The organism is Gemmatimonadetes bacterium SCN 70-22, from assembly GCA_001724275.1.
Lineage (GTDB): Bacteria > Gemmatimonadota > Gemmatimonadetes > Gemmatimonadales > Gemmatimonadaceae > SCN-70-22.
This window is the reverse complement of sequence record MEDZ01000019.1, coordinates 1-19,092: the sequence shown is the minus strand read 5'-3', so window position 1 is coordinate 19,092 and position 19,092 is coordinate 1. Positions and strand designations below refer to the sequence as shown.

Sequence of the window (19,092 nt, the reverse complement as noted above, 5' to 3'; positions counted from 1 at the left end):
ATCGCCACGGCGATCCACACGCGGCTGCCCAGCGGCCGACCGGAAATCGATGTCATGGTACCTCGCCCTGTAGGAGCGCCACCAGCGTGCGACTGTCCAGGTTCCCTCCGGACACCACCGCGACCACCGGCCCGTCGCCCGCGTCCCCGGTCAACGCGGCCGCCACGGCGGCCGCCCCCGCCCCCTCGGCGAGGACCCGGTTCCGCTCGAGCAGGAGCCGAAGCGCCGACGCCACCTGCGGCAACGACACGACGAGCGACCCCGCGAGGAGCGTGGAGGCCAGCGGCCAGATCTCGTCCAGGACGCTCCGCCCCCCGATGCCGTCGACGAAGCTCGCCGTGTACGACGTCGGGACGGGACGCCCCGCCGCCAGGGCGGGGGCAAGTGGCGCCGCGGTGTCGACCTCCGCGGCCAGGACCCTGACGTGCGGCGCCAGCTGCCGCACCGCCGAGGCGATCCCGCAGCTGAGCCCCCCGCCACCATAGGGGACGACGATCGCGGTGACGTCGGGGACGTCCTCGAGGATCTCGAGCGCGATGGTCGCGTTGCCCGCCATCACGTCGGCGTCCGACACGGGGTGGACAAAGCGCCCCGGGATGTCGGGTGAGCCGTGGTCGACGAGCAGCTGCCACCATGCGTCGAAGGAGCGCCGCACGATGCGCCCGCCGAGCCGCTCCACCGCCCGCACCTTGGTGTCCGGGGCGTGGTCGGGGACGACGACGGTGCACGGGACGCCAAGCTCGCGCGCGCACCACGCCACCCCCTGCGCCATGTTCCCCGCGCTCGCCGTCCAGACCCCGCCGCCCAACGTATCGGGTGACAGGCGCCGCAGCGCATTGCCTGCCCCGCGCAGCTTGAACGAGCCGATCGGCTGCAGGTTCTCCAGCTTGAGGCGCACGTCGGGGTGCGGTGCGTCGTGGCGCAGCCGCACCACGGGGGTGCGCATCGCGGTCCCGCGCAGGCGCTCGCGGGCGGCGAGGATCGCGTCGAGCGGGATGATGGGCGGGAGTGTCACGGGACCGGGCGCAGTCCGCCGAGTTCGATCCACGTGCCCGCCCCGGTCGCGAGCGCACGCTCGTAGATGAGGCGCGCACTGGCCACGTCTTCCACCGCGAGCCCCAGCGACTTGAAGAGGGTACGCTGCGCCGGGTCGGTGCGCCCGGCCACGCGCCCGAGGACGAGCTCACCGAGCTCGCCGCGGATGTGCGCATTGTCCACCGCTCCCTCGTCGCGCGGGATGAGGAAGTCTCCCGCCTCGCTCATCGCCGACTCGCGCCGGTCGACGAAGAGCAGCGACTGCTCCACCGCCTCGGTGTCGAGCTCGCGCGCCGAGGCGATCGACGCCCCGACGGCATTGACGTGGGCACCGGGGGCGACCCAGGCGCCCTGCAGCACCGGCGAACGCGACGCGGTCACGGTGCAGATCACGTCGGCGCCACGCACGGCGTCCGCGGCCGTGTCACAGGCAACGACCTCGAGGGCGAATCGCTGGCGCGCCCATGTCACGAAGTGCGCGCGACGGTCCGTGCTCCTGCTCCAGATGGCCACCTGTTGGATGGGGCGCACGGCGCACATCGCCTCGAGATGCGTCATCGCCTGTACGCCGGCGCCGAGCAGGGCCAGGCGCGATGCCCCGGGGTTCGAGAGGAGTCGGGTGGCGAGTCCGGACACGGCCGCGGTGCGGATCGCGGTCACCGAGCTGGCGTCGATGATGGCGAGGAGGCGGCCGTGCGTGTCGTCGAAGTACAGGATGACGCCGATGTGCGACTCGTACGGTGTGGCGTCGTTTCCCGGGAAGACGGTGATGACCTTGGCCCCGATCGCGCTGCCGAGGATGGCGGGCATCAGCGCGAAGGCATCGCGCCCCGAGTGGAGGCGGAGCACCTGGCGAAGGGGGAGGAGCGCCTCGCCGCGCGTGGCGGCGGCGAGCGCCTCGCCCATGACGTCGATGCACTCCGCCATGGGGAGGAGGCGCTCGACCTCGGCGTGGGGGACGATCAGCGTACGGGCGTCTGCCATGGGGCTCGAGGAGGGTGCGCTGCCTCGCCGGTGGGCTGGGTCGTGTGACCCATGCGCCTCCGGCGCGACCGCGCGATTCTGTCACGCTTGGTGTCACGGCGTAAGGTCGAGCGAAGCCCATGGTCGAACACCGGCATGTGCGAAACGCCATGCCGCGTGCGGCGGCCCGTGCCCCGGGAAATGTGGTGCTTGCCGTGCGCCGTTCCCCAATCTAAGATCGACGCGCCCCCGCGCGTGCACCCCGTGGTGCCGGCGGTGGACTCTCACCTCTGGAGCCTCGCATGCACGGAAAGTCCATATTCGCCCTCCCCCTGCTCTGGCTCGCCGCGTGCGGCGGCGGCGCGGAGAAGGGCGCGCCCGCCACGGCCAGGTCTGCGCCGTCGACACCGCCGGTGGTCACGATTGTCGCCAAGGACTTCGCCTTCGAGGCGCCCGACACCATCCATGCCGGCATGACCACCCTCAAGCTCGTGAACGAGGGACCGAACCTGCACCACGTGCAGCTCGTGCGGTTGAGGGAAGGGCGGAGTTACGAGGAGTTCCTGGCGGCGCTGAAGGAAATGAAGCCCGGGATGGCGCCCCCGGCGTGGATCATCGACGTGGCTGGCCCCAATTCCCCCCTCCCGGGCGGCGAGTCGTCGCTGACGCAGGAGCTCCAGCCGGGAACGTACGCCCTGACCTGCTTCATCGACACGCCTGATCACGTGCCGCACATCGCCAAGGGGATGGTGAAGCCGCTGACGATCCTTCCCAACAACATGCCGTCGGCCGCCGCCCCCACGGCGGACATCACGGTGACGATGTCGGACTATGCGTGGGAGATCACCCCGGCGCTCTCGGCGGGGAAGCACGTGATCCGGATCGAGAACGCCGCCTCGCAGCCGCACGAGATGTTCATCATGCAGCTGGCGCCGGGGAAGACGGCGGAGGACGTGATGAAGTGGGGCCAGACCTATGAGGGGCCGCCGCCGGGGAAGCCGATGGGCGGGATCTCCGGGATGGCGACCGGGCAGGTGGGCTACCTGCCGGTGGACCTGCCGGCGGGCGAGTACCTCCTGGTCTGCTTCCTCCCCGACGCGAAGGACGGGCAGCCGCACCTGGCGCACGGGATGATCAAGCAGCTGACGGTCAGCTGAGCGAGCGGGCGCCGGCTGCGGCGCCCGCCAGCGGCCCTCGCACACCAGAGAATGCACGCGGGGCCCGGCGAGCGCCGGGCCCCGCGTCGTTCGCCGCGGACGCGGGGGGTCAGACCACCAGGTTGAGCAGCCGCCCCGGGACGAAGATGACCTTCCGGAGCTCGCCGGTGACGTGCCGGGCGATCCCGGGCTCGCCCAGCGCCGCGGCGAGCGCGTCGTCCTGCGAGACGTCGGGGGCGACGGTGACCGTCCCCCGCAGCTTGCCGTTCACCTGCACCGCCAGTTGCACCGACTCGTCGCGCGCGAGCGCGGGGTCGAAGACGGGCCACCCGCTGTCGAACACGCTCGCCGTGTGCCCGAAGCGCTCCCACAGCTCCTCGGCGATGTGCGGGGCGAACGGCGCGATCATCTGCACCACCGGCTCCACCTCGCGCCGGTGCGGCGTGCGCTCCCCCTTCCGGAGCGTGTTCATGTACTCCATCATCGCCGCGATCGCCGTGTTGTAGCTGAGGCGCGGGATGTCGTGGGTGACCTTGGCGATGGCCTGGTGCAGCTTGCGCAGCACGCCGGGATCGGCGGCGCCGTCGGTGTGCGCGATGGTCGCCGCCAGCCACAACCGGTCCAGGAAGCGCCGGACGCCGCTGATGCCCGCGTCGCGGAAGTCGCCCCCCTCCTCGTACGGGCCGAGGAACATGAGGTAGGTGCGGAACGCGTCCGCCCCCCACTGGTCGATGAAGGCGTCGGGGTTCACCACGTTCCCGCGGCTCTTCGACATCTTGGCCCCCTCGCGGATGATGAGGCCGTGGGCGCGGAACCTCGTGAACGGCTCCTCGAAGTGCAGGTGCCCCATGTCGTGCAGCACCATGGTGATGAACCGCGCATACAGCAGGTGCAACACCGCGTGCTCGTTCCCGCCGATGTACGAGTCGACGGGGAGCCACTTGCGCGTGAGGGCCGCGTCGAACGGGACGTCGTCGTGGCCGACGCTCGGGTACCGCAGGAAGTACCAGGCGCTGTCGAGGAACGTGTCGGACACGTCGGTCTCGCGGCGCGCCGTCGCCCCGCACGCCGGACACGGGACGTGGTACCACTCCGCGTGACGCGCGAGCGGCGAGACCCCCGAGTCGTCGGGCTTGAAGTCGGGGATGTCGGGCAGGACCACCGGGAGGTCCGCCTCGGGGACGGGCTGCGTCCCGCAGGCGTCGCAGTAGATGACCGGGATCGGCGGCCCCCAGTAGCGCTGCCGCGAGATGCACCAGTCATGCAACCGGTAGTTGGTCACGGGCGTCCCGGCGCGACGCTCGGCCAGCCACGCGGTCACCGCGCGCTTCGCCTCGGCGACCGGGAGGCCGTCGAACGCCCCGGAATTCACCAGCCGCCCGTCCGCATCGTCGGTGAACGCCGACTCGAGCGGCGTCTCCGCCGTGTCGTCGGGGCCGGCCACCACGCGCACGATCGGGAGCGAGAAGACCTGCGCGAACTCGAAATCGCGCTGGTCGTGCCCCGGAACCGCCATGATCGCCCCGGTCCCGTACTCCATCAGGACGTAGTCGGCGATCCAGACCGGAATCGGCTCCCCCGTTGCCGGGTTGACGGCGTACGCGCCGGTGAAGACTCCCGTCTTCTCCTTCGTCGACCTCCGGGTGACGAGGTCCTGGTGCAGCGAGCGCTCGCGGTACGCCGTCACCTCGGCACGCTGCGCCTCGGTGACCAGCGCGTCGACCAGCGGATGCTCCGGCGCCAGCACCATGTACGTGGCCCCGAAGATCGTGTCCGGCCGCGTGGTGAAGACGGTGATCGCACGCGCTCCCGCCTCCCCTCTCCCGTCGCCCGTCTCGAGGGCAAAGTGCAGCCGTGCCCCCTCGCTCCGCCCGATCCAGTTGCGCTGTGCCGTCTTCGTGGTCTCCGACCAGTCGATGACCTCGAGGTTGTCGAGCAGCCGCCCGGCATAGTCGCTGATGCGGAAGAACCACTGCTCCAGGAAGCGCTGCTCGACCGGCGTCCCGCATCGCTCGCAGGCCCCGGCGATCACCTGCTCGTTGGCCAGCACCGTCTTGCAGCTGGGACACCAGTTCACCGCCGCCTTCTTCTTGTACGCCAGCCCGCGATGGTAGAGCTGCAGGAAGACCCACTGGGTCCACTTGTAGTAGTCGGGCGACGTGGTGTCGACCGATTGGCGCCAGTCGACCATCAACCCCGCGCGCTCCAGCTGGCGCCGGAAGTTGGCGATGTTCCGCGGGATGAGGCGCATGGGGTGCTCGCCCACCTTGAGCGCGTAGTTCTCGGAGTGGATCCCGAAGGCATCGTATCCGAGTGGCTCGAAGACCGTGTGCCCCTGCTGGCGGTGAAATCGTCCATAGATGTCGTTCCCCGTGAAGGCAAAGAGGTTGCCGACATGCAGCCCCTCGGCCGAGGGATAGGGGAACATCATCAGGGCGTAGAACGGACGCTCGCCCCCCGCCAGGTCGGTCTCGTTCGTCCCGCGCTCACGCCATCGGGCCTGCCACTTGGCCTCGACGGTGCCGGGATCGTAGCCAGCCGGTTCGGCGGCGTTGGGGGGTAGGTTCGGTGAGGTCATCGCAAGTCATTGGAACACGGCGCGTTACGCGCCTCTTCGCCCCCCAAGCTGGAGGACGTGGAGTGACGGAATCTAGCGGCACGCAGCAGGCCCTCAAAGGCGCCCCCCGGCGCCGTGGGGTGGATCTCTCCAACGCGGCCCTCGTCAGCGGGCTTGGCGGTGGCCTGGTGTTGACCGTCTGCGTCTGGCTGGTCCGGCGCGAGCTCGCCGGGGCCGGGACGCTGACCCTGCTCGCCCTGCTCGGGGCGGCGATCGGCGCAGCGCTCGTCTTCGCCTCGCTCGCCGTGGCCACGATGGCGGCCCCCGCCACCGGCGAGGGAGCGCGCCGGCTGCTCGACGCCCTCGATTCGGCGGCCCGCGGCGACTTCGTCAGCGCCGTCCCCCAGCCCATTCCGGGACTCTTCGCCCCCATTGCCCGGGGGGTGCGCCAGTCCGCCATCAACACCCGCAACCTGCTGACGGGGGTGCGCGACCAGACACGCGACGTCGCCGCCCGGGCCGCCGACCTGCAGCTCCAGACCTCCACGCTCGCCCCCTCCGCCCAACACGCCAACGAGCATCTCGCCCTCGCCGGGCACCAGATGACCGCCCTGGCCGAGTCCGCGCGCGCCGCGCACACCGACGCCACCCGCACGCGCGACGCGGCGCTGGCCCTCGTACGGGAATTCCGCGACGCGACCGGTCGGGGGGCACAGTCGGCATCCGCGGTGCGCAATTCGGCGGCGGACCTGGCCACGCACGCCGACCAGGTCCAGCAGGTGGCGATCGTCCTTCGCGAGGCGTTGGGCGACCTGGAGGCGCTCACGCGGTCGGCCGACGAGATTCGCGAGTTCGCCACGCTGGTGCGCAAGATGGCGCGCCAGTCGAAGCTGCTGGCGCTCAACGCGGCGATGGAGGCGGCGCGCGCCGGAGAACAGGGGAGCGGCTTCGCCGTCGTGGCGGGGGAGGTGCGGCGCCTGGCCATGAGCTCCACCGACGCCGCCGATCGCACCGAGGCGCTGGTCGGCGACGTCCTCGCCCGGGCCGAACGCTCCCGCCTCCGCGCCGCGGAGGGGAGTGGGGCGCTCGAAGGGGCCCACAGCCGCCTGCTGGCGGCCATCGTCGCGCTGCGCGAGCACGAGCAGGCCATTCAATCGGCAGCCGGCGACGCGGCACGCCTCGACCCCGTCTCGGCGGCCCCGCTGGCCGAATCGCTCGCCGACCGGTTGCATCGCCTCGCGCAGGAGGCCGACGCGGCGACCGCCGAAGTGCACGAGGCGCACCTGGCGGCCGGCGTGCAGCTGGCGAAGTCACAGGATGTGGCCGCGCTGGCGGCCACGCTGGCGCGCGCGGCGCAGAAGGGGGCGGCGTCGCTCGCCGCCGTGCGACTCGAGGTTCCGGGACGCACGGCGGCCGTCGACGCCCCGGCTACGAATCCCGCGGCACTGCCCGCGGCCGTTGCTCTTTCCTGAACAGGTACACGCACGGCTCGATGCGCGCCCCCTTCTCGTCGCACACGGCGAAGGTGCTCCCTTCGTACGCCGAGGCGCCGGCGTAGCGCCCGTCCTTCGTGAGGGCGTAGAAGTTGAGGTCGAAGTAGGGGCGTCCGTTGCCGTCGAGCAGTCGCGCCTCCGTCATGGCGATGACCCGCTCCATGACCTTCATGAGCGCGGCCTCGGGCGAGGCGCCATTGCGCATCAACTCGACGGCGAGGAAGGCGCCGCAGACCTTGATGTTCGCCTCGCCGCGCCCCGTCGAGCCGGCCGCGCCCACCGTGTTGTCGCAGTATTGCCCCGCCCCGATGATCGGCGAGTCGCCCACGCGCCCCGGCACCTTCCACGCCATGCCGCTGGTGGTGGTGCACGACGAGACGTCGCCCGCCGCGTTCACCGCGTTCATGTTGATCGTCCCGGTGGTGAACTTGATGCGGATGTCGTCGTCGTGGTCCAGCCAGGCATCGCCGCGGTTGAGGCGCGACTTCCAGCGCAGCCAGTCCTGCCGCGATTTCTCGGTGAGGAGGTTCTGCGGCGTGAACCCCATGTTCACCGCGAAGCGGCGCGCGTCGGCGCCGACCAGCATGATGTGGTCGGTGTAATCCATGACGGCCTTGGCCACCAGCGACGGGGTGGCGATGTCCTCGATGCAGCCGACCGCCCCGGCGCGCCGCGTGGGGCCGTGCATCACCGACGCGTCCAGCTGGACGACCCCTTCCTCGTTAGGCAGCCCACCCAGCCCCACCGACTGGTCGTCGGGGTCGAGCTCCTGGATGTTCACCCCGGCGATGATGGCATCGAGGGTATCACCCCCCGCGACGACCTGGTCGTAGGCCACCTTCACGCCGCGGAGCCCGTTGGCGCTGGCGACCACCACCGGCCGGGGGACGCGCGGCGACGAGGGACGGGAGGCGGGTGACGGGAGGGCGTCGCTGCGCGACGCGCCCACGGCGAGTGCGGCGGCCGTGGTGGCGCCACTCGCGAGAAAATCGCGGCGAGAGATGGGCATGACGGGGGGGGGGTGAAAGTGGAAGGGGAGCGCGCGAATTCTACGGCGCCGCAGGCGCGGTGACGAGCTGGAACCCGTGCGCCGCCATACGTGAGCCTCTCGTCTTCTCGTCTTCTCGTCTTCTCGTCTTCTCGTCTTCTCGTCTTCTAGAATTCCAGGCGTGCCAGGTACGCCAGGTCCTCCCTGGCACTCGCCAGCGAATCCCTCGCGCCTTCCTGTTCCACGAAGAACGACTTCTGGTCCACGTCGGGAATCGCGGCGAGGATCCGCCGCAGGTCGACGCTCCCCGTCCCCAGCTCGGTGTCACGGGTGCGATCGGCGACCACGTCCTTGAGGTGGAAGCTCCAGCAGCGCGCGGCGTGGCGTTCGAGGAAGGCGTGCGGGTCTCCGCCCCCCATCACCATGTTCCCGACGTCCAGCTGCAATCGCACGACCGCCGGGTCGGTCGACTCGGCGAAGAAGTCGATCGGGACGCGCCCCTCGAGCGGCTGCTGGTGCCCGGGCTCGTTATGGAAGGCGAGCCAGATCCCGTGCCGGCGGGCCACCTCCCCCGCGCGGTTGAAGCGCTCCGCCCATTCCTTCCAGTCGTCCAGCGTGCGAGAGGTGTCGACGGTGAAGCTGGGGACGACGAGCGTCTCGTGCCCCAGCATCCGGGCGACGTCGAGCGACCGCTCCCACCCGACCAGCACGGCCGCGGGCGAGATGTGGGCCGACGGCGCGCGCAGCCCTTCCCTGTCCAGCGCCGCTCGCACCTGCGCCGGAGACCTCCCGAAGTTGCCGAACGTCCAGAGGAGCTCGACATCGGTGTAGCCCATCGCGCGAACCGCGGCCAGCGTGCGCTCGGGATCGCGGCGCATGGCATCGCGGACCGAGTAGAGCTCGAGTCCGATCCGGGTGAGGCGTCGCGCGCCCGGGGGCACCCGGCCGCCTCCCCTCGCCCCCGCGGCGAGCCCGAGCATGCCGAGCCCCAACCGCTCGACGAAGCGTCGCCTGTGCATCGTCCCTCCCCCACGAATGGTGGTCGTGTAGCGCCGGCGCGGGGTCGTGCGTACGATCCCGTACATCGCGCGCCGCCCGGCGGCGCCGTGACCGTATCACCTTCGCATCGAGGCCGCAATGCGCACGCTGGTGTCCACACTTCGACCAACGAACAGGCTGCGGGGCGCGCTCGCCCTGCTCGCCCTGCTCGCCGTTGCCACCCCCATCCAGGCGCAGTCCCGCCCCATGACCGTCGACGACGTCATGGACCTGCGGAGCGTGGGGGCCGTGGCCATCTCGCCCGACGGCGCGCGTGTCGTCTACACCGTGAGCGCGTGGGAGCACCCGGCCGCGCGCGACACCAGCAAGGGGGATCGTCACGACATGCGGTCGCACCTCTGGATGGTGTCGACCCGCGGCGGCGACCAGCGACAGCTCACCTTTGGTGAGCGTGGCGAGACCGCGCCGCAGTGGTCGCCGGCCGGGACGTACCTCTCCTTCATCGCCGCCCGCGGCACCGCCTCGGGCGACGAGGGGCCGCGCCCGCAGCTGTGGCTCCTGCCGGCGGCGGGCGGCGAGGCGTGGCAGCTGACGACCGCGCGCGACGGGGTGAGTGGCTACACCTGGTCGCCCGACGGCGCGCGCATCGCCTACCTCACGACCGACTCGCTGACTCGCGACGCCGAGGCCAGGGTGCGCCGGCGCGACGATCCCAAGCCGTTCGAGGGCGATCTTCGCCTGTCGCACGTCTGGGTGGTCGACGTCGCCACGAAGAAGGCGACCAAGGTGACGAGCGGCGCCTTCACGGTGCGCGGCGCTCCCAGCTGGTCTCCCGACGGCACGCAGCTGGCCATCCTCACCTCGCCCACCCCGCTCATCCGCGACGAGCGGCGCGAGGCCTGGATCGTCAGCATCGCCACCGGCGAGCGTCAGCGCGTCGCCCCACCCCCCTCCATGGTCGCGCAGGGGACGCCCGCCTGGTCACCCGACGGGCGCACCCTGGCCTTCGGGGCACTGGTCGACACCTGGAAGCCGAACGGCGACGGGATCGCCCCGCGCTCGCTCAAGAACACGAACCTCGTGCTGTATGATGTCGCCAGCCGCAGCGCGCGCGACGTCTCGAGCGCGCAGCTCGACAACTCGGTCGGGGCACCGCGCTGGACACCGGATGGCAAGGCGGTGACCTTCAGCGTCCAGGAGCGGGTATACAACAGCGTCTATTCGTTCGACGTCGCGAGCGGGCGCATCACGGCGATCACGAAGGAGATGATGGTCCGTCCTCCCTCGTACTCGGCCGACGGGCGCACCGTCGCCTTCGCCATGGACACGCCCTCGTCGCCGGCCGAGGTCTACGCCACCGACGCCTCGTTCTCCGCGCCGACGCGCCTGACGAGCACGAACCCGCAGCTGGCGGGGATCGCATTGGGGGAGACCGAGGTCGTCACCTGGAAGAGCAGCGACGGGTGGAACGTGGAGGGGATCCTCCTCAAGCCCGTCGGCTACCAGCCGGGGCAGCGCGTCCCCCTTCTCGTCGACGTTCACGGCGGCCCCACCGGGGCGCACACCAACGGCTTCAAGGCCAGCTGGGGGAACGCGGGACACTACTGGGCCGGCCGCGGGTGGGCGGTGCTCTATCCCAACCCCCGCGGCAGCACGGGGTACGGCGAGAAGTTCATGCGCGGCAACATCAAGGATTGGGGAGGCGGCGATTATCGCGACATCATGACCGGCGTCGACGATCTCGTGCGCCGCGGCATCGCCGACGCCGACCGGCTGGCCATCACCGGGTGGAGTTACGGCGGCTACATGACCGGATGGGTCGTCTCGCAGACGGGACGCTTCAAGGCGGCGATGATGGGTGCCGGGCTGGCGAACATGGAGAGCATGTACGGCACCACCGACATCCCCGGCTACATCGGGACCTTCTACGACGGGATGCCGCAGCTGGACGGCTCGCTCAACAACAAGTCGCTCCAGTTCTACCGTTCGCGCTCGGCGATCCAGTACGCCGACAAGGTCACCACCCCGCTCCTCATGCTGCATGGCGGGAGCGACGAGCGCGTCCCCATCGGGCAGCCGATGGAGTACTTCCGGAACCTGAAGGATCGCGGAAAGACGGTCGAGCTGGTCTTCTACCCGCGTGAGGGGCACGGCCTGTCGGAGTACTACCACCAGGCCGACAAGCTCAAGCGCGAGTACGAGTGGATCGCGAAGTTCACGCTCCAGGGCAAGGTGCTGCAGTAGCTTACCGTGCGGTCGCGGCGTCGCGAGACGCCGCGACCGCATCCCTCGACACGCCAGCAACACTCGCCGCATGCAGCCACGACACCTTCTCTGTACGCAGTGTGGCGCAGAGACCAGCGCCCCGCTCAAGCTCCCGCCGGGGAGCCCCTGGGTCGCCCTCGTGCTCGCCGTCCCCTTCGTGATTCCGGGGCTGGTGTACACGGTGTGGCGCTACACCATGCGGCGCACCGTCTGCCCGACGTGCGGGCACGCGCAGTTGATCCCCGGCGACGCTCCGCTGGCACGCGCCTGGCGCTCGGCCGGGTGGCTCCCAGGGCGACCGCCGGCGCGCGAGGAAGAGGCGCGTCCCGTGACCGCCCCCGACATCCGCCTCGACCGGATCGAGCAGGCCATCGACGCCATCGCCTCGGAAGTGGACCGAATCGCGCAGCACCAGCACCAGCACCACCAGCAGCAGCAGCGCGGGCTCGGCGGCTCCCGCGCCGAGCACGATGCCCCGAGTCCGCCGCGACTCCGCGATCGGGGCACCGTCACCCCGGCCTGAGCGACACCCTCCCGTGGCGTGGCACGCCCGGCGCCTCGCGCGCCGGGCGTGCCGTTTCTCCCGCGGAGCGCGCGCCAGCCATATTGAATGGACGCGTTGCGAGAGGTCACCCCGACCTGTCGATATTCCAGCGCGGCGCACGCCGCGACGACGCGCGTTCCTCCTTCCCGTTCACCGGCGCATGACCCTCTCGACCATCCGCGAACAGCTTCGCCTCCTCTCCTTCCTGCAGGGGCTCACCGACACCGCCCTGCACCAGCTGGCGCAGCAGGTGAGCGTGGAGGAGTTCCCCGCCGAGCACTCACTCTTCGCCGAGGGGGCACCGCGCAAGATGCTGGCGCTGTTGGTGCACGGAAGCGTGAGCATCGAGAAGACCCAGAACGCGCGTCCCGTGCGCCTGGCGACGCTGGGAGCCGGCGAGGCGGTCGGCGAGGGGATCCTGCTCGACGACAGCCCGCACGGGACCACGGCACGCACGCTGGAGCGCACCACCGCCTTCGTCCTCACCCGGGAGAGGACCGAGGCCATGCTGAAGGAGAATCCGACGCTCTACGCCGCCCTGGTGGCGCGGGCGGCGAGCTCGATCTCCCGGCGCCTCGCGGCGACCGACGCCACGATGATCGGGCGGGGGCGCCGCCTGGGCTTCGCGGGCGCGGTGACGCGTACGGAAAAGGACCTCCTTGGAACGCGCGAACTCCCGGACGACGCGCTGTACGGCATCCAGACGCTGCGGGCGATGGAGAACTTCCCGATCACCGGCGTCGTGATCCGCGAGTTCCCGGCCCTCCTCGCGGCGCTGGCGGCGGTGAAGGAAGCGGCGGCCAAGGCCAACGCCGAGCTGGGGCTCCTGGACCAGGAGCGGTGCGACGCGATCGTGAAGGCGGCGAGCGAGGTCCGGCACGGGCGCCATCACGAGCACTTTTTGGTGGACGTGATCCAGGGGGGAGCGGGGACCTCGACCAACATGAACGCCAACGAGGTCATCGCGAATCGCGCCCTCGAACTGCTGGGGGGCAGGCGCGGCGACTACGACCGGCTCCATCCCAACTCGCACGTCAACCTCTCGCAGTCCACCAACGACGTCTATCCCACGGCCGTCCGGGTGGCGCTGCACGGCGAGATCGAGACGCTCCGGGACGCGATGCGCGAGCTCGCGCAGGCCTTCCAGCGAAAGGGGGAGGAGTTCGCCCCCTACCTCAAGATGGGGCGCACCCAGATGCAGGACGCCGTTCCGATGACGCTGGGCCAGGAGTTCAGCGCCTTCGGGCACACCATCCTCGAGGACGTCGACCGCCTGGGCGAGTCGCTCTCGCTGATCCGCGAGATCAGCATGGGGGCCACGGCGATCGGGACGGGGATCACCGCCCCGCCGGGGTACACGGAGGCGGTGCGGCGGGAGCTGTCGGCCATCACGGGGCTCGAGCTGGTGACGGCGCCCAACCTGGTGGAGGCGACCTCGGACACCGGCGCGTTCGTGCAGCTGTCGGGGGTCCTCAAGCGATGCGCCACCAAGCTGTCCAAGATCTGCAACGACCTGCGCCTGCTGAGTTCCGGGCCCCGGACCGGGTTCGGTGAGATCAACCTCCCGCCGATGCAGCCCGGCTCGTCCATCATGCCCGGCAAGGTCAACCCGGTCATCCCCGAGGTGGTGAACCAGGTGTGCTTCGAGATCATCGGCGGCGACATGACGGTCACCATGGCCGCCGAGGCGGGACAGCTGCAACTCAACGCCTTCGAGCCGGTGATCGCCTATCGGCTCCTGCGGGGGATCGATTCCCTGCGCAACGCCTGCGACGTGCTGCGGACGCGGTGCGTGGACGGGATCACGGCGAACCCGGACCGGATGAAGCGATTCGTGGAGGAGTCGATCGGGATCGTGACGGCGCTGGTCCCCGTGCTGGGGTATGCGGTGGCCACCGAGATCGCGAAGGAGGCGTTGGAGACTGGACGCGGGGTGTACGACGTGGTCCAGGCGCGCGGCTTGATGACGCGCGCGGCGCTGGACGAAGTCCTCAATCCGGCCGCGATGGTCGGAGAGTAGGAGCGGGGGATGGCGAGCCAACTCGATGGGGCGGGGCAGCTGAAGCTGGCGACGCTGGACGAGGCGGGGCTGCAGCTGCAGCGCCTGCACGCCCTGGTGGAGCGATACGCGATGGCGGTGCGGACGCAGTCGGAGACCGGGCAGTTCCGGCAGCAGCTCACGCGGACCGCGACGCCGCTCCACGGACTGCTCAAGCCGCAGTTCAGCGTGATCGCCGACGTGGTGAGCAGCTTCCTGCTGGTCGCCTCTCGCGGCGGGAGCGAGCAGACGAAGGTGCGGGGACTGCGGGAATCGGTCGCGCAGGTCCGCATGCAGCTCGACATCGCGGTCACGAAGGTCAAGGAGAAGCATGCGATCGTGGCCGAAAAGACCGAGGCCTGAGCCCGGATTTCGCGGCCTCGCTCCACGATGAACGCGGCTTAACTCATTGCGGCGCCGCGCCTCTGGGCGCGGCGCGTTCTTCTTGCCCTCCCCCGGGCCCAACCGTACTTTGTCCCTTTCCACGCCCCGACCGGTCAGGCCGGGGTGCGTGTTCCCCGCCCACATTCCAATCCGAATGCTACGGAACCTCCGCTCGCGTCGGGGGGCCACGGTCTTTGTTGCCGCCGTCGCCCTATTGGCCCTGGCCGCCTGTTCAGGCGGTGACTACCCCAACTCGACGTTCCTCCCCACTACGGACAACAACCGCGACGTCACCGCGCTCTGGAATCGGATGATGTTCTGGGGGACCGTGGTGTTCGTGATCGTCGAGAGCCTCCTCATCTATACCATCCTGAAGTATCGTCGCCGGCCGGGGGGGCCCGAACCCCGCCACGTGCACGGCAACACGCTGATGGAGATCACCTGGACGCTGGCGCCGGTCCTCATCCTCGTCCTGATTGCCGTGCCGACGGTGCGCACGATCTTCAAGACGCAGGCGAAGGCGCCGGCCGGTTCGCTGGAAGTGGAGGTGATCGGGCACCAGTGGTGGTGGGAGTTCCGTTACCCCCAGTACGGCGTGACCACGGCCAACGAGCTGTACCTCCCGCAGGGTCGGCCGGTGAACTTCGCGCTGCGCACGGCCGACGTGCTGCACTCGTTCTGGATTCCGTCGCTGGCGGGGAAGCGCGACCTCATCTCGAACCGGACGAACTACCTCTGGTTCACCCCCGACTCGACGGGTGAGGCGGCGTTCAACGGGAGCTGCAACGAGTACTGCGGGGCGAGCCACGCGAACATGAAGTTCCGTGTCTTCACCGTCGCCCCGTCCGACTTCGAGACCTGGGCGACGCACCAGGCGGCCAACGCGGTCTTCCCGCCCCCGGCGCCCGCCGTCGACACGGCGACGGTCCGCCAGGTGAGCAACCCGGCGCAGGCCGCGCCGGCCCCCGCTCCGGCGGCGGCCAGTACCCCCTGGCAATTCCCGGCCGAGAAGATCCCCCCGCACATCGTCCCGCGGACGCCAATTCCGGCGGGAGTCATGATCGACGATGCGGTGATCGCGGCTGGCGACGCCCAGCGCGGCTTCACGACCTACTCGCGCTCGGCCTGCATCGGCTGCCACAAGATCCGCGGCAACCCGAGCTCGCTCGGCATCATCGGCCCGGACCTCACGCACGTCGGATCGCGCTACACCATCGCGGCGGGACTCTTCCCCAACGATGCCAAGCACCTTGCCCACTGGATCAAGAACGCGCGGGCCATGAAGCCCGGCTCGCTGATGCAGACGCTGGGCAAGGGCGAGCACGATCCGATCATGAACATCACGGTGGCGGCCGGTGGCCTGACAGACGAACAGATCGCCGACATCACTGCGTACCTGCTCAGCCTGAAGTAGCCACGCCGGCCGTCTTCGTCTTCTCGTCTTCCCGTCCTCTCGTCTTCCATAGTCATGGCAACTGTCGCTGCAAGTCCGACCTATGCATCCAGCGCGCCCAAGGCGCGCACCGGGCTGATGGAGTGGCTCACGACCACCGACCACAAGAAGATCGGCACGTTGTACCTGCACACGTCGCTCTTCTTCTTCGTGTTCGGCGGGCTCGAGGCGATCCTGATGCGCTGGCAGCTGATGCGCCCGAACAACACCGTGGTCACCGCCGAGCAGTTCAACCAGCTGTTCACGATGCACGGCACGACGATGGTGTTCCTCGCGCTGATGCCCCTCTCGGCGGCCTTCTTCAATTACCTGATCCCGCTGCAGATCGGGGCGCGTGACGTCGCCTTCCCGCGGCTGAATGCGTTCAGCTACTGGGTCTACCTCCTGGGCGGGCTGTTCATCACGCTCCCCATCTTCGCGTGGGTGGCCCCCAACGGCGGCTGGTTCGGCTATGCCCCGCTCTCCGGACGCACGTACTCGCCGGGGATGAACATGGATTTCTGGGTGCTCGGCATCCAGATCCTGGGCATCTCGTCGCTGGCCGCCAGCTTCAACTTCGCCACGACCGTCATCAACATGCGCGCGCCAGGGATGAACATGATGCGCATGCCGATCTTCACGTGGATGTCGTTCGTGACGCAGTTCCTGATCATCCTGTCGTTCCCGGTCATCACCATCGCCCTCGTCTTCCTGCAGTTCGACCGCTTCTTCGGGACGACGTTCTACCAGATCTCGGCCGGTGCCGACCCGCTCCTCTGGCAGCACCTCTTCTGGATCTTCGGGCACCCCGAGGTCTACATCCTCATCCTCCCGGCCTTCGGCCTGGTGAGCGAGGTGCTCCCGGCCAATGCCAGGAAGCCCCGGTTCGGCTACCCGGTGATGGCCTACTCCGGGATCCTGATCGGCTTCCTCGGCTTCGGCGTGTGGGCGCACCACATGTTCTCGGTGGGTATGGGCCCGGTCGCCGACACCGTCTTCGGCCTGATGACGATGCTCATCGCCATCCCCACCGGCGTGAAGATCTTCAACTGGATCTTCACGCTGTGGGGAGGCTCGATCCGCTTCACCGCGGCGACGAAGTTCGCGATCGGCCTCATCGCCATGTTCACCATCGGCGGCATCTCGGGGATCACGCACGCGTCGCCGCCGTCCGACCTGCAGCAGACCGACACGTACTACATCGTCGCCCACTTCCACTACGTGCTGTTCGGTGGGACGATCATGGGGATCTTCGCCGGCATCTACCACTACTTCCCCAAGATGTACGGCCGGAAGATGGACGAGCGCCTCGGCACCTGGCACTTCTGGCTGAACCTCATCGCGATGAACCTCACGTTCTTCCCGATGCACTTCTCCGGGATGCTCGGGATGCCGCGTCGCATCTACACGTACGACGCCGGGCAGGGGTGGGAGACGTTCAACCTGCTGTCGTCGCTCGGCGCGTTCCTCCTGGCGCCGGCCACCCTGATCTTCATCTACAACTTCTTCAGGTCCAAGAAGCACGGCGAAGTCGCGGGGCCGAACCCCTGGGATGCGCCGACGCTCGAGTGGTCGATCCCCTCGCCGCCGCCGGAGTACAACTTCGCCAAGATCCCGATGGTCACCTCGCGCTACCCGCTGTGGGACCTGACGCACCCCGAGCGCACGTCCGACATCCCGCACACGCAATCCGGGTGGGACGACGCGATGCGGCAGACGGGTGAGCACGACATGGCGCCCGTGCACATCGAGACGGAGACGAAGACGGCGAAGGAGCTGGGCATCGCCATGCCCTCCTCGACCATCAAGCCGTTCTTCGTGGCGTTAGGCATCACCCTGATGTTCGCGGGACTGATCTTCCTCCCCAAGGGGATGAAGGTCCCGGCGTACCTGCTGATGTATGGCGGGACGGCCATGTGGGTCGGCTACCTGTACGCCTGGCTCACGACCCCGCTCGAGGATCACCACTAGCCCAGCGGACGGGAGTGGATGCCACTCCCGTCCCCCGCCTCCTGTCTCCCGTCTCTTCATCGAATGTCTCACAGCGCTGAAGCAGCCCACGGCCACCACTACACGACCACCGGTCTCGACAACCGGAAGATCGCCATCTGGGCGTTCATCGGGTCGGAGTGCATGCTGTTCGCCTCGCTCATCTCCACGTACCTGATCTACAAGGGGAAGAGCCTCGTCGGCCCCTTCCCCCATTCGCCGTGGACCGATCCCTCCTCCGGAAAGGTCTACCCCGCCATCCTCAACATCCCCGTCACCTCGGCCTCGACGTTCGTCCTCCTGATGTCGTCGTTGGCGATGGTGCTGGCCTTGTCTGCGGTCGAGAACAGGGGAAAGCCGCTCCCCCCGGGGGCCGGCTGGTGGGACAAGGCGCTCACGTCGAGCAAGCTGTGGCTGTGGATGACGTGCCTCCTGGGCGCCGGCTTCCTCGCCTTCCAGGCCTACGAGTTCACCTCCTTCGTACATGAAGGGCTGACCATCCGCCGCAACCTCTTCGGCTCGACCTTCTTCACGCTCACCGGCTTCCACGGCGCGCACGTCACCGCCGGGGTCATCTGGCTCGGGACGCTCCTCGCCATCGACTACAAGCGCGGACTGCAGCCGTCCGACGCCCTCAACGTCGACATCGCCGCGCTGTACTGGCACTTCGTCGACGTGGTGTGGATCGCGATCTTCACCCTCCTCTACCTCATTCCGGACTGAGCCCCCACATGTCGTCGCACTCGAACGCACACGCCGAGCCCTACCACCCGACGTGGAAGGAGTACAAGTGGGTGGCGCTCATCCTGTTCCTCATCACGGTCGTCGAGGTCTGGGTCTACTACATCCCCGAGTTCGTCGCCACGAAGGCCTTCGTCCCGTCGCTCCTCATCATGTCGGCCGTGAAGTTCGCGATCGTCGTGATGTTCTACATGCACCTCAAGTACGACCACAAGATCTTCCGCGCCCTGTTCACGGGGCCGCTCATGGTCGCCATCGTGACGATCATCGGGCTCCTCTTCCTCTTCTCGAAGCTGGCGATCCGCCTGGCCTCGGGGGCGGCGTAGGGCGCGACGCAGCGGCAGGCATCGGGGGGTGGCTCCAGCACGGAGCCACCCCCCGTTTGCGTCTGGGGCGCGTCGTGCACGAGCGCGGTGTTCCCGTCGCCGCGCCGCATCAGGCGACGCGCATCAGGCGACGCGCATCAGGCGACGCGCATCAGGCGACGCGCATCAGGCGACGCGCATC

Annotated in this window: 15 protein-coding genes; 10 read left to right on the top strand and 5 right to left on the bottom strand. The window is 69.5% G+C overall.

The features are described from left to right. Positions 1 to 52 precede the first annotated feature (52 nt). On the bottom strand, positions 53 to 1,015 hold the full coding sequence (locus ABS52_10695) for a hypothetical protein (protein ID ODT03073.1): 963 nt from the start codon (positions 1,013 to 1,015) through the stop codon (positions 53 to 55). Continuing rightward, positions 1,012 to 2,019 carry a hypothetical protein gene (locus ABS52_10690; protein ODT03072.1) on the bottom strand — a complete coding sequence of 336 codons (1,008 nt, stop codon included), beginning with the start codon at positions 2,017 to 2,019 and terminating at the stop codon, positions 1,012 to 1,014. The genes ABS52_10695 and ABS52_10690 overlap by 4 nt, the downstream gene beginning before the upstream one ends. Before the next feature lie 281 nt (positions 2,020 to 2,300). Here ABS52_10690 and ABS52_10685 point away from each other — a divergent pair, with 281 nt between their 5' ends. Beyond that, positions 2,301 to 3,155, top strand: a complete 855-nt coding sequence (locus ABS52_10685) for a hypothetical protein (GenBank protein ODT03071.1) — start codon at positions 2,301 to 2,303, stop codon at positions 3,153 to 3,155. 109 nt (positions 3,156 to 3,264) lie between these two features. Here ABS52_10685 and ABS52_10680 read toward each other — a convergent pair whose 3' ends face one another. Then, positions 3,265 to 5,733, bottom strand: a complete 2,469-nt coding sequence (locus tag ABS52_10680) for a leucine--tRNA ligase (GenBank protein ID ODT03070.1) — start codon at positions 5,731 to 5,733, stop codon at positions 3,265 to 3,267. A 119-nt stretch (positions 5,734 to 5,852) separates the two neighbouring features. Here ABS52_10680 and ABS52_10675 point away from each other — a divergent pair, with 119 nt between their 5' ends. Continuing rightward, positions 5,853 to 7,184, top strand: coding sequence for a hypothetical protein (locus ABS52_10675; protein ID ODT03069.1), 1,332 nt, complete (start codon positions 5,853 to 5,855; stop codon positions 7,182 to 7,184). On the opposite strand, the gene ABS52_10670 is transcribed toward ABS52_10675, so the two are convergent. Beyond that, a complete protein-coding gene (locus tag ABS52_10670) occupies positions 7,141 to 8,214 on the bottom strand; it encodes a hypothetical protein (protein ODT03068.1) in 1,074 nt (357 codons plus the stop codon). The genes ABS52_10675 and ABS52_10670 overlap by 44 nt on opposite strands. 146 nt (positions 8,215 to 8,360) lie before the next feature. Next, positions 8,361 to 9,278 carry a hypothetical protein gene (locus ABS52_10665; protein ODT03067.1) on the bottom strand — a complete coding sequence of 306 codons (918 nt, stop codon included), beginning with the start codon at positions 9,276 to 9,278 and terminating at the stop codon, positions 8,361 to 8,363. Positions 9,279 to 9,330: 52 nt separating this feature from the next. Here ABS52_10665 and ABS52_10660 point away from each other — a divergent pair, with 52 nt between their 5' ends. The 8 genes from ABS52_10660 (at position 9,331) to ABS52_10625 (ending at position 18,911) form a co-directional block, all read left to right on the top strand. Continuing rightward, positions 9,331 to 11,436 (top strand): hypothetical protein, encoded by a 2,106-nt coding sequence (locus ABS52_10660; GenBank protein ID ODT03066.1) that lies wholly within the window; start codon positions 9,331 to 9,333, stop codon positions 11,434 to 11,436. A gap of 70 nt (positions 11,437 to 11,506) precedes the next feature. Next, positions 11,507 to 11,980: a hypothetical protein gene (locus ABS52_10655; GenBank protein ODT03065.1), complete on the top strand. Its 474-nt coding sequence runs from the start codon at positions 11,507 to 11,509 to the stop codon at positions 11,978 to 11,980. A 616-nt stretch (positions 11,981 to 12,596) separates the two neighbouring features. Then, positions 12,597 to 14,021, top strand: coding sequence for an aspartate ammonia-lyase (locus ABS52_10650; GenBank protein ODT03134.1), 1,425 nt, complete (start codon positions 12,597 to 12,599; stop codon positions 14,019 to 14,021). A 9-nt stretch (positions 14,022 to 14,030) separates the two neighbouring features. Further along, positions 14,031 to 14,402: a hypothetical protein gene (locus tag ABS52_10645; protein ID ODT03064.1), complete on the top strand. Its 372-nt coding sequence runs from the start codon at positions 14,031 to 14,033 to the stop codon at positions 14,400 to 14,402. A 235-nt stretch (positions 14,403 to 14,637) separates the two neighbouring features. Then, positions 14,638 to 15,837: a cytochrome c oxidase subunit II gene (locus ABS52_10640; GenBank protein ID ODT03063.1), complete on the top strand. Its 1,200-nt coding sequence runs from the start codon at positions 14,638 to 14,640 to the stop codon at positions 15,835 to 15,837. Positions 15,838 to 15,891: 54 nt separating this feature from the next. Then, on the top strand, positions 15,892 to 17,826 hold the full coding sequence (locus ABS52_10635) for a cytochrome c oxidase subunit I (protein ODT03062.1): 1,935 nt from the start codon (positions 15,892 to 15,894) through the stop codon (positions 17,824 to 17,826). Between the two features lie 63 nt (positions 17,827 to 17,889). Then, entirely contained in the window at positions 17,890 to 18,567 is a 678-nt protein-coding gene (locus ABS52_10630) for a cytochrome oxidase subunit III (protein ODT03061.1), read from the top strand. 8 nt (positions 18,568 to 18,575) lie between these two features. Continuing rightward, on the top strand, positions 18,576 to 18,911 hold the full coding sequence (locus ABS52_10625; protein ODT03060.1) for a hypothetical protein: 336 nt from the start codon (positions 18,576 to 18,578) through the stop codon (positions 18,909 to 18,911). Positions 18,912 to 19,092: the final 181 nt, after the last annotated feature.

Coding starts and splice junctions, on each gene's coding strand:
- ABS52_10690 (ODT03072.1), bottom strand. CDS start 2,019: ATGGCAGACGCCCGTACGCTGATCGTCCCCCACGCCGAGGTCGAGCGC.
- ABS52_10685 (ODT03071.1), top strand. CDS start 2,301: ATGCACGGAAAGTCCATATTCGCCCTCCCCCTGCTCTGGCTCGCCGCG.
- ABS52_10680 (ODT03070.1), bottom strand. CDS start 5,733: ATGACCTCACCGAACCTACCCCCCAACGCCGCCGAACCGGCTGGCTAC.
- ABS52_10670 (ODT03068.1), bottom strand. CDS start 8,214: ATGCCCATCTCTCGCCGCGATTTTCTCGCGAGTGGCGCCACCACGGCC.
- ABS52_10665 (ODT03067.1), bottom strand. CDS start 9,278: ATGTACGGGATCGTACGCACGACCCCGCGCCGGCGCTACACGACCACC.
- ABS52_10660 (ODT03066.1), top strand. CDS start 9,331: ATGCGCACGCTGGTGTCCACACTTCGACCAACGAACAGGCTGCGGGGC.
- ABS52_10655 (ODT03065.1), top strand. CDS start 11,507: ATGCAGCCACGACACCTTCTCTGTACGCAGTGTGGCGCAGAGACCAGC.
- ABS52_10650 (ODT03134.1), top strand. CDS start 12,597: ATGATCGGGCGGGGGCGCCGCCTGGGCTTCGCGGGCGCGGTGACGCGT.
- ABS52_10645 (ODT03064.1), top strand. CDS start 14,031: ATGGCGAGCCAACTCGATGGGGCGGGGCAGCTGAAGCTGGCGACGCTG.
- ABS52_10635 (ODT03062.1), top strand. CDS start 15,892: ATGGCAACTGTCGCTGCAAGTCCGACCTATGCATCCAGCGCGCCCAAG.
- ABS52_10630 (ODT03061.1), top strand. CDS start 17,890: ATGTCTCACAGCGCTGAAGCAGCCCACGGCCACCACTACACGACCACC.
- ABS52_10625 (ODT03060.1), top strand. CDS start 18,576: ATGTCGTCGCACTCGAACGCACACGCCGAGCCCTACCACCCGACGTGG.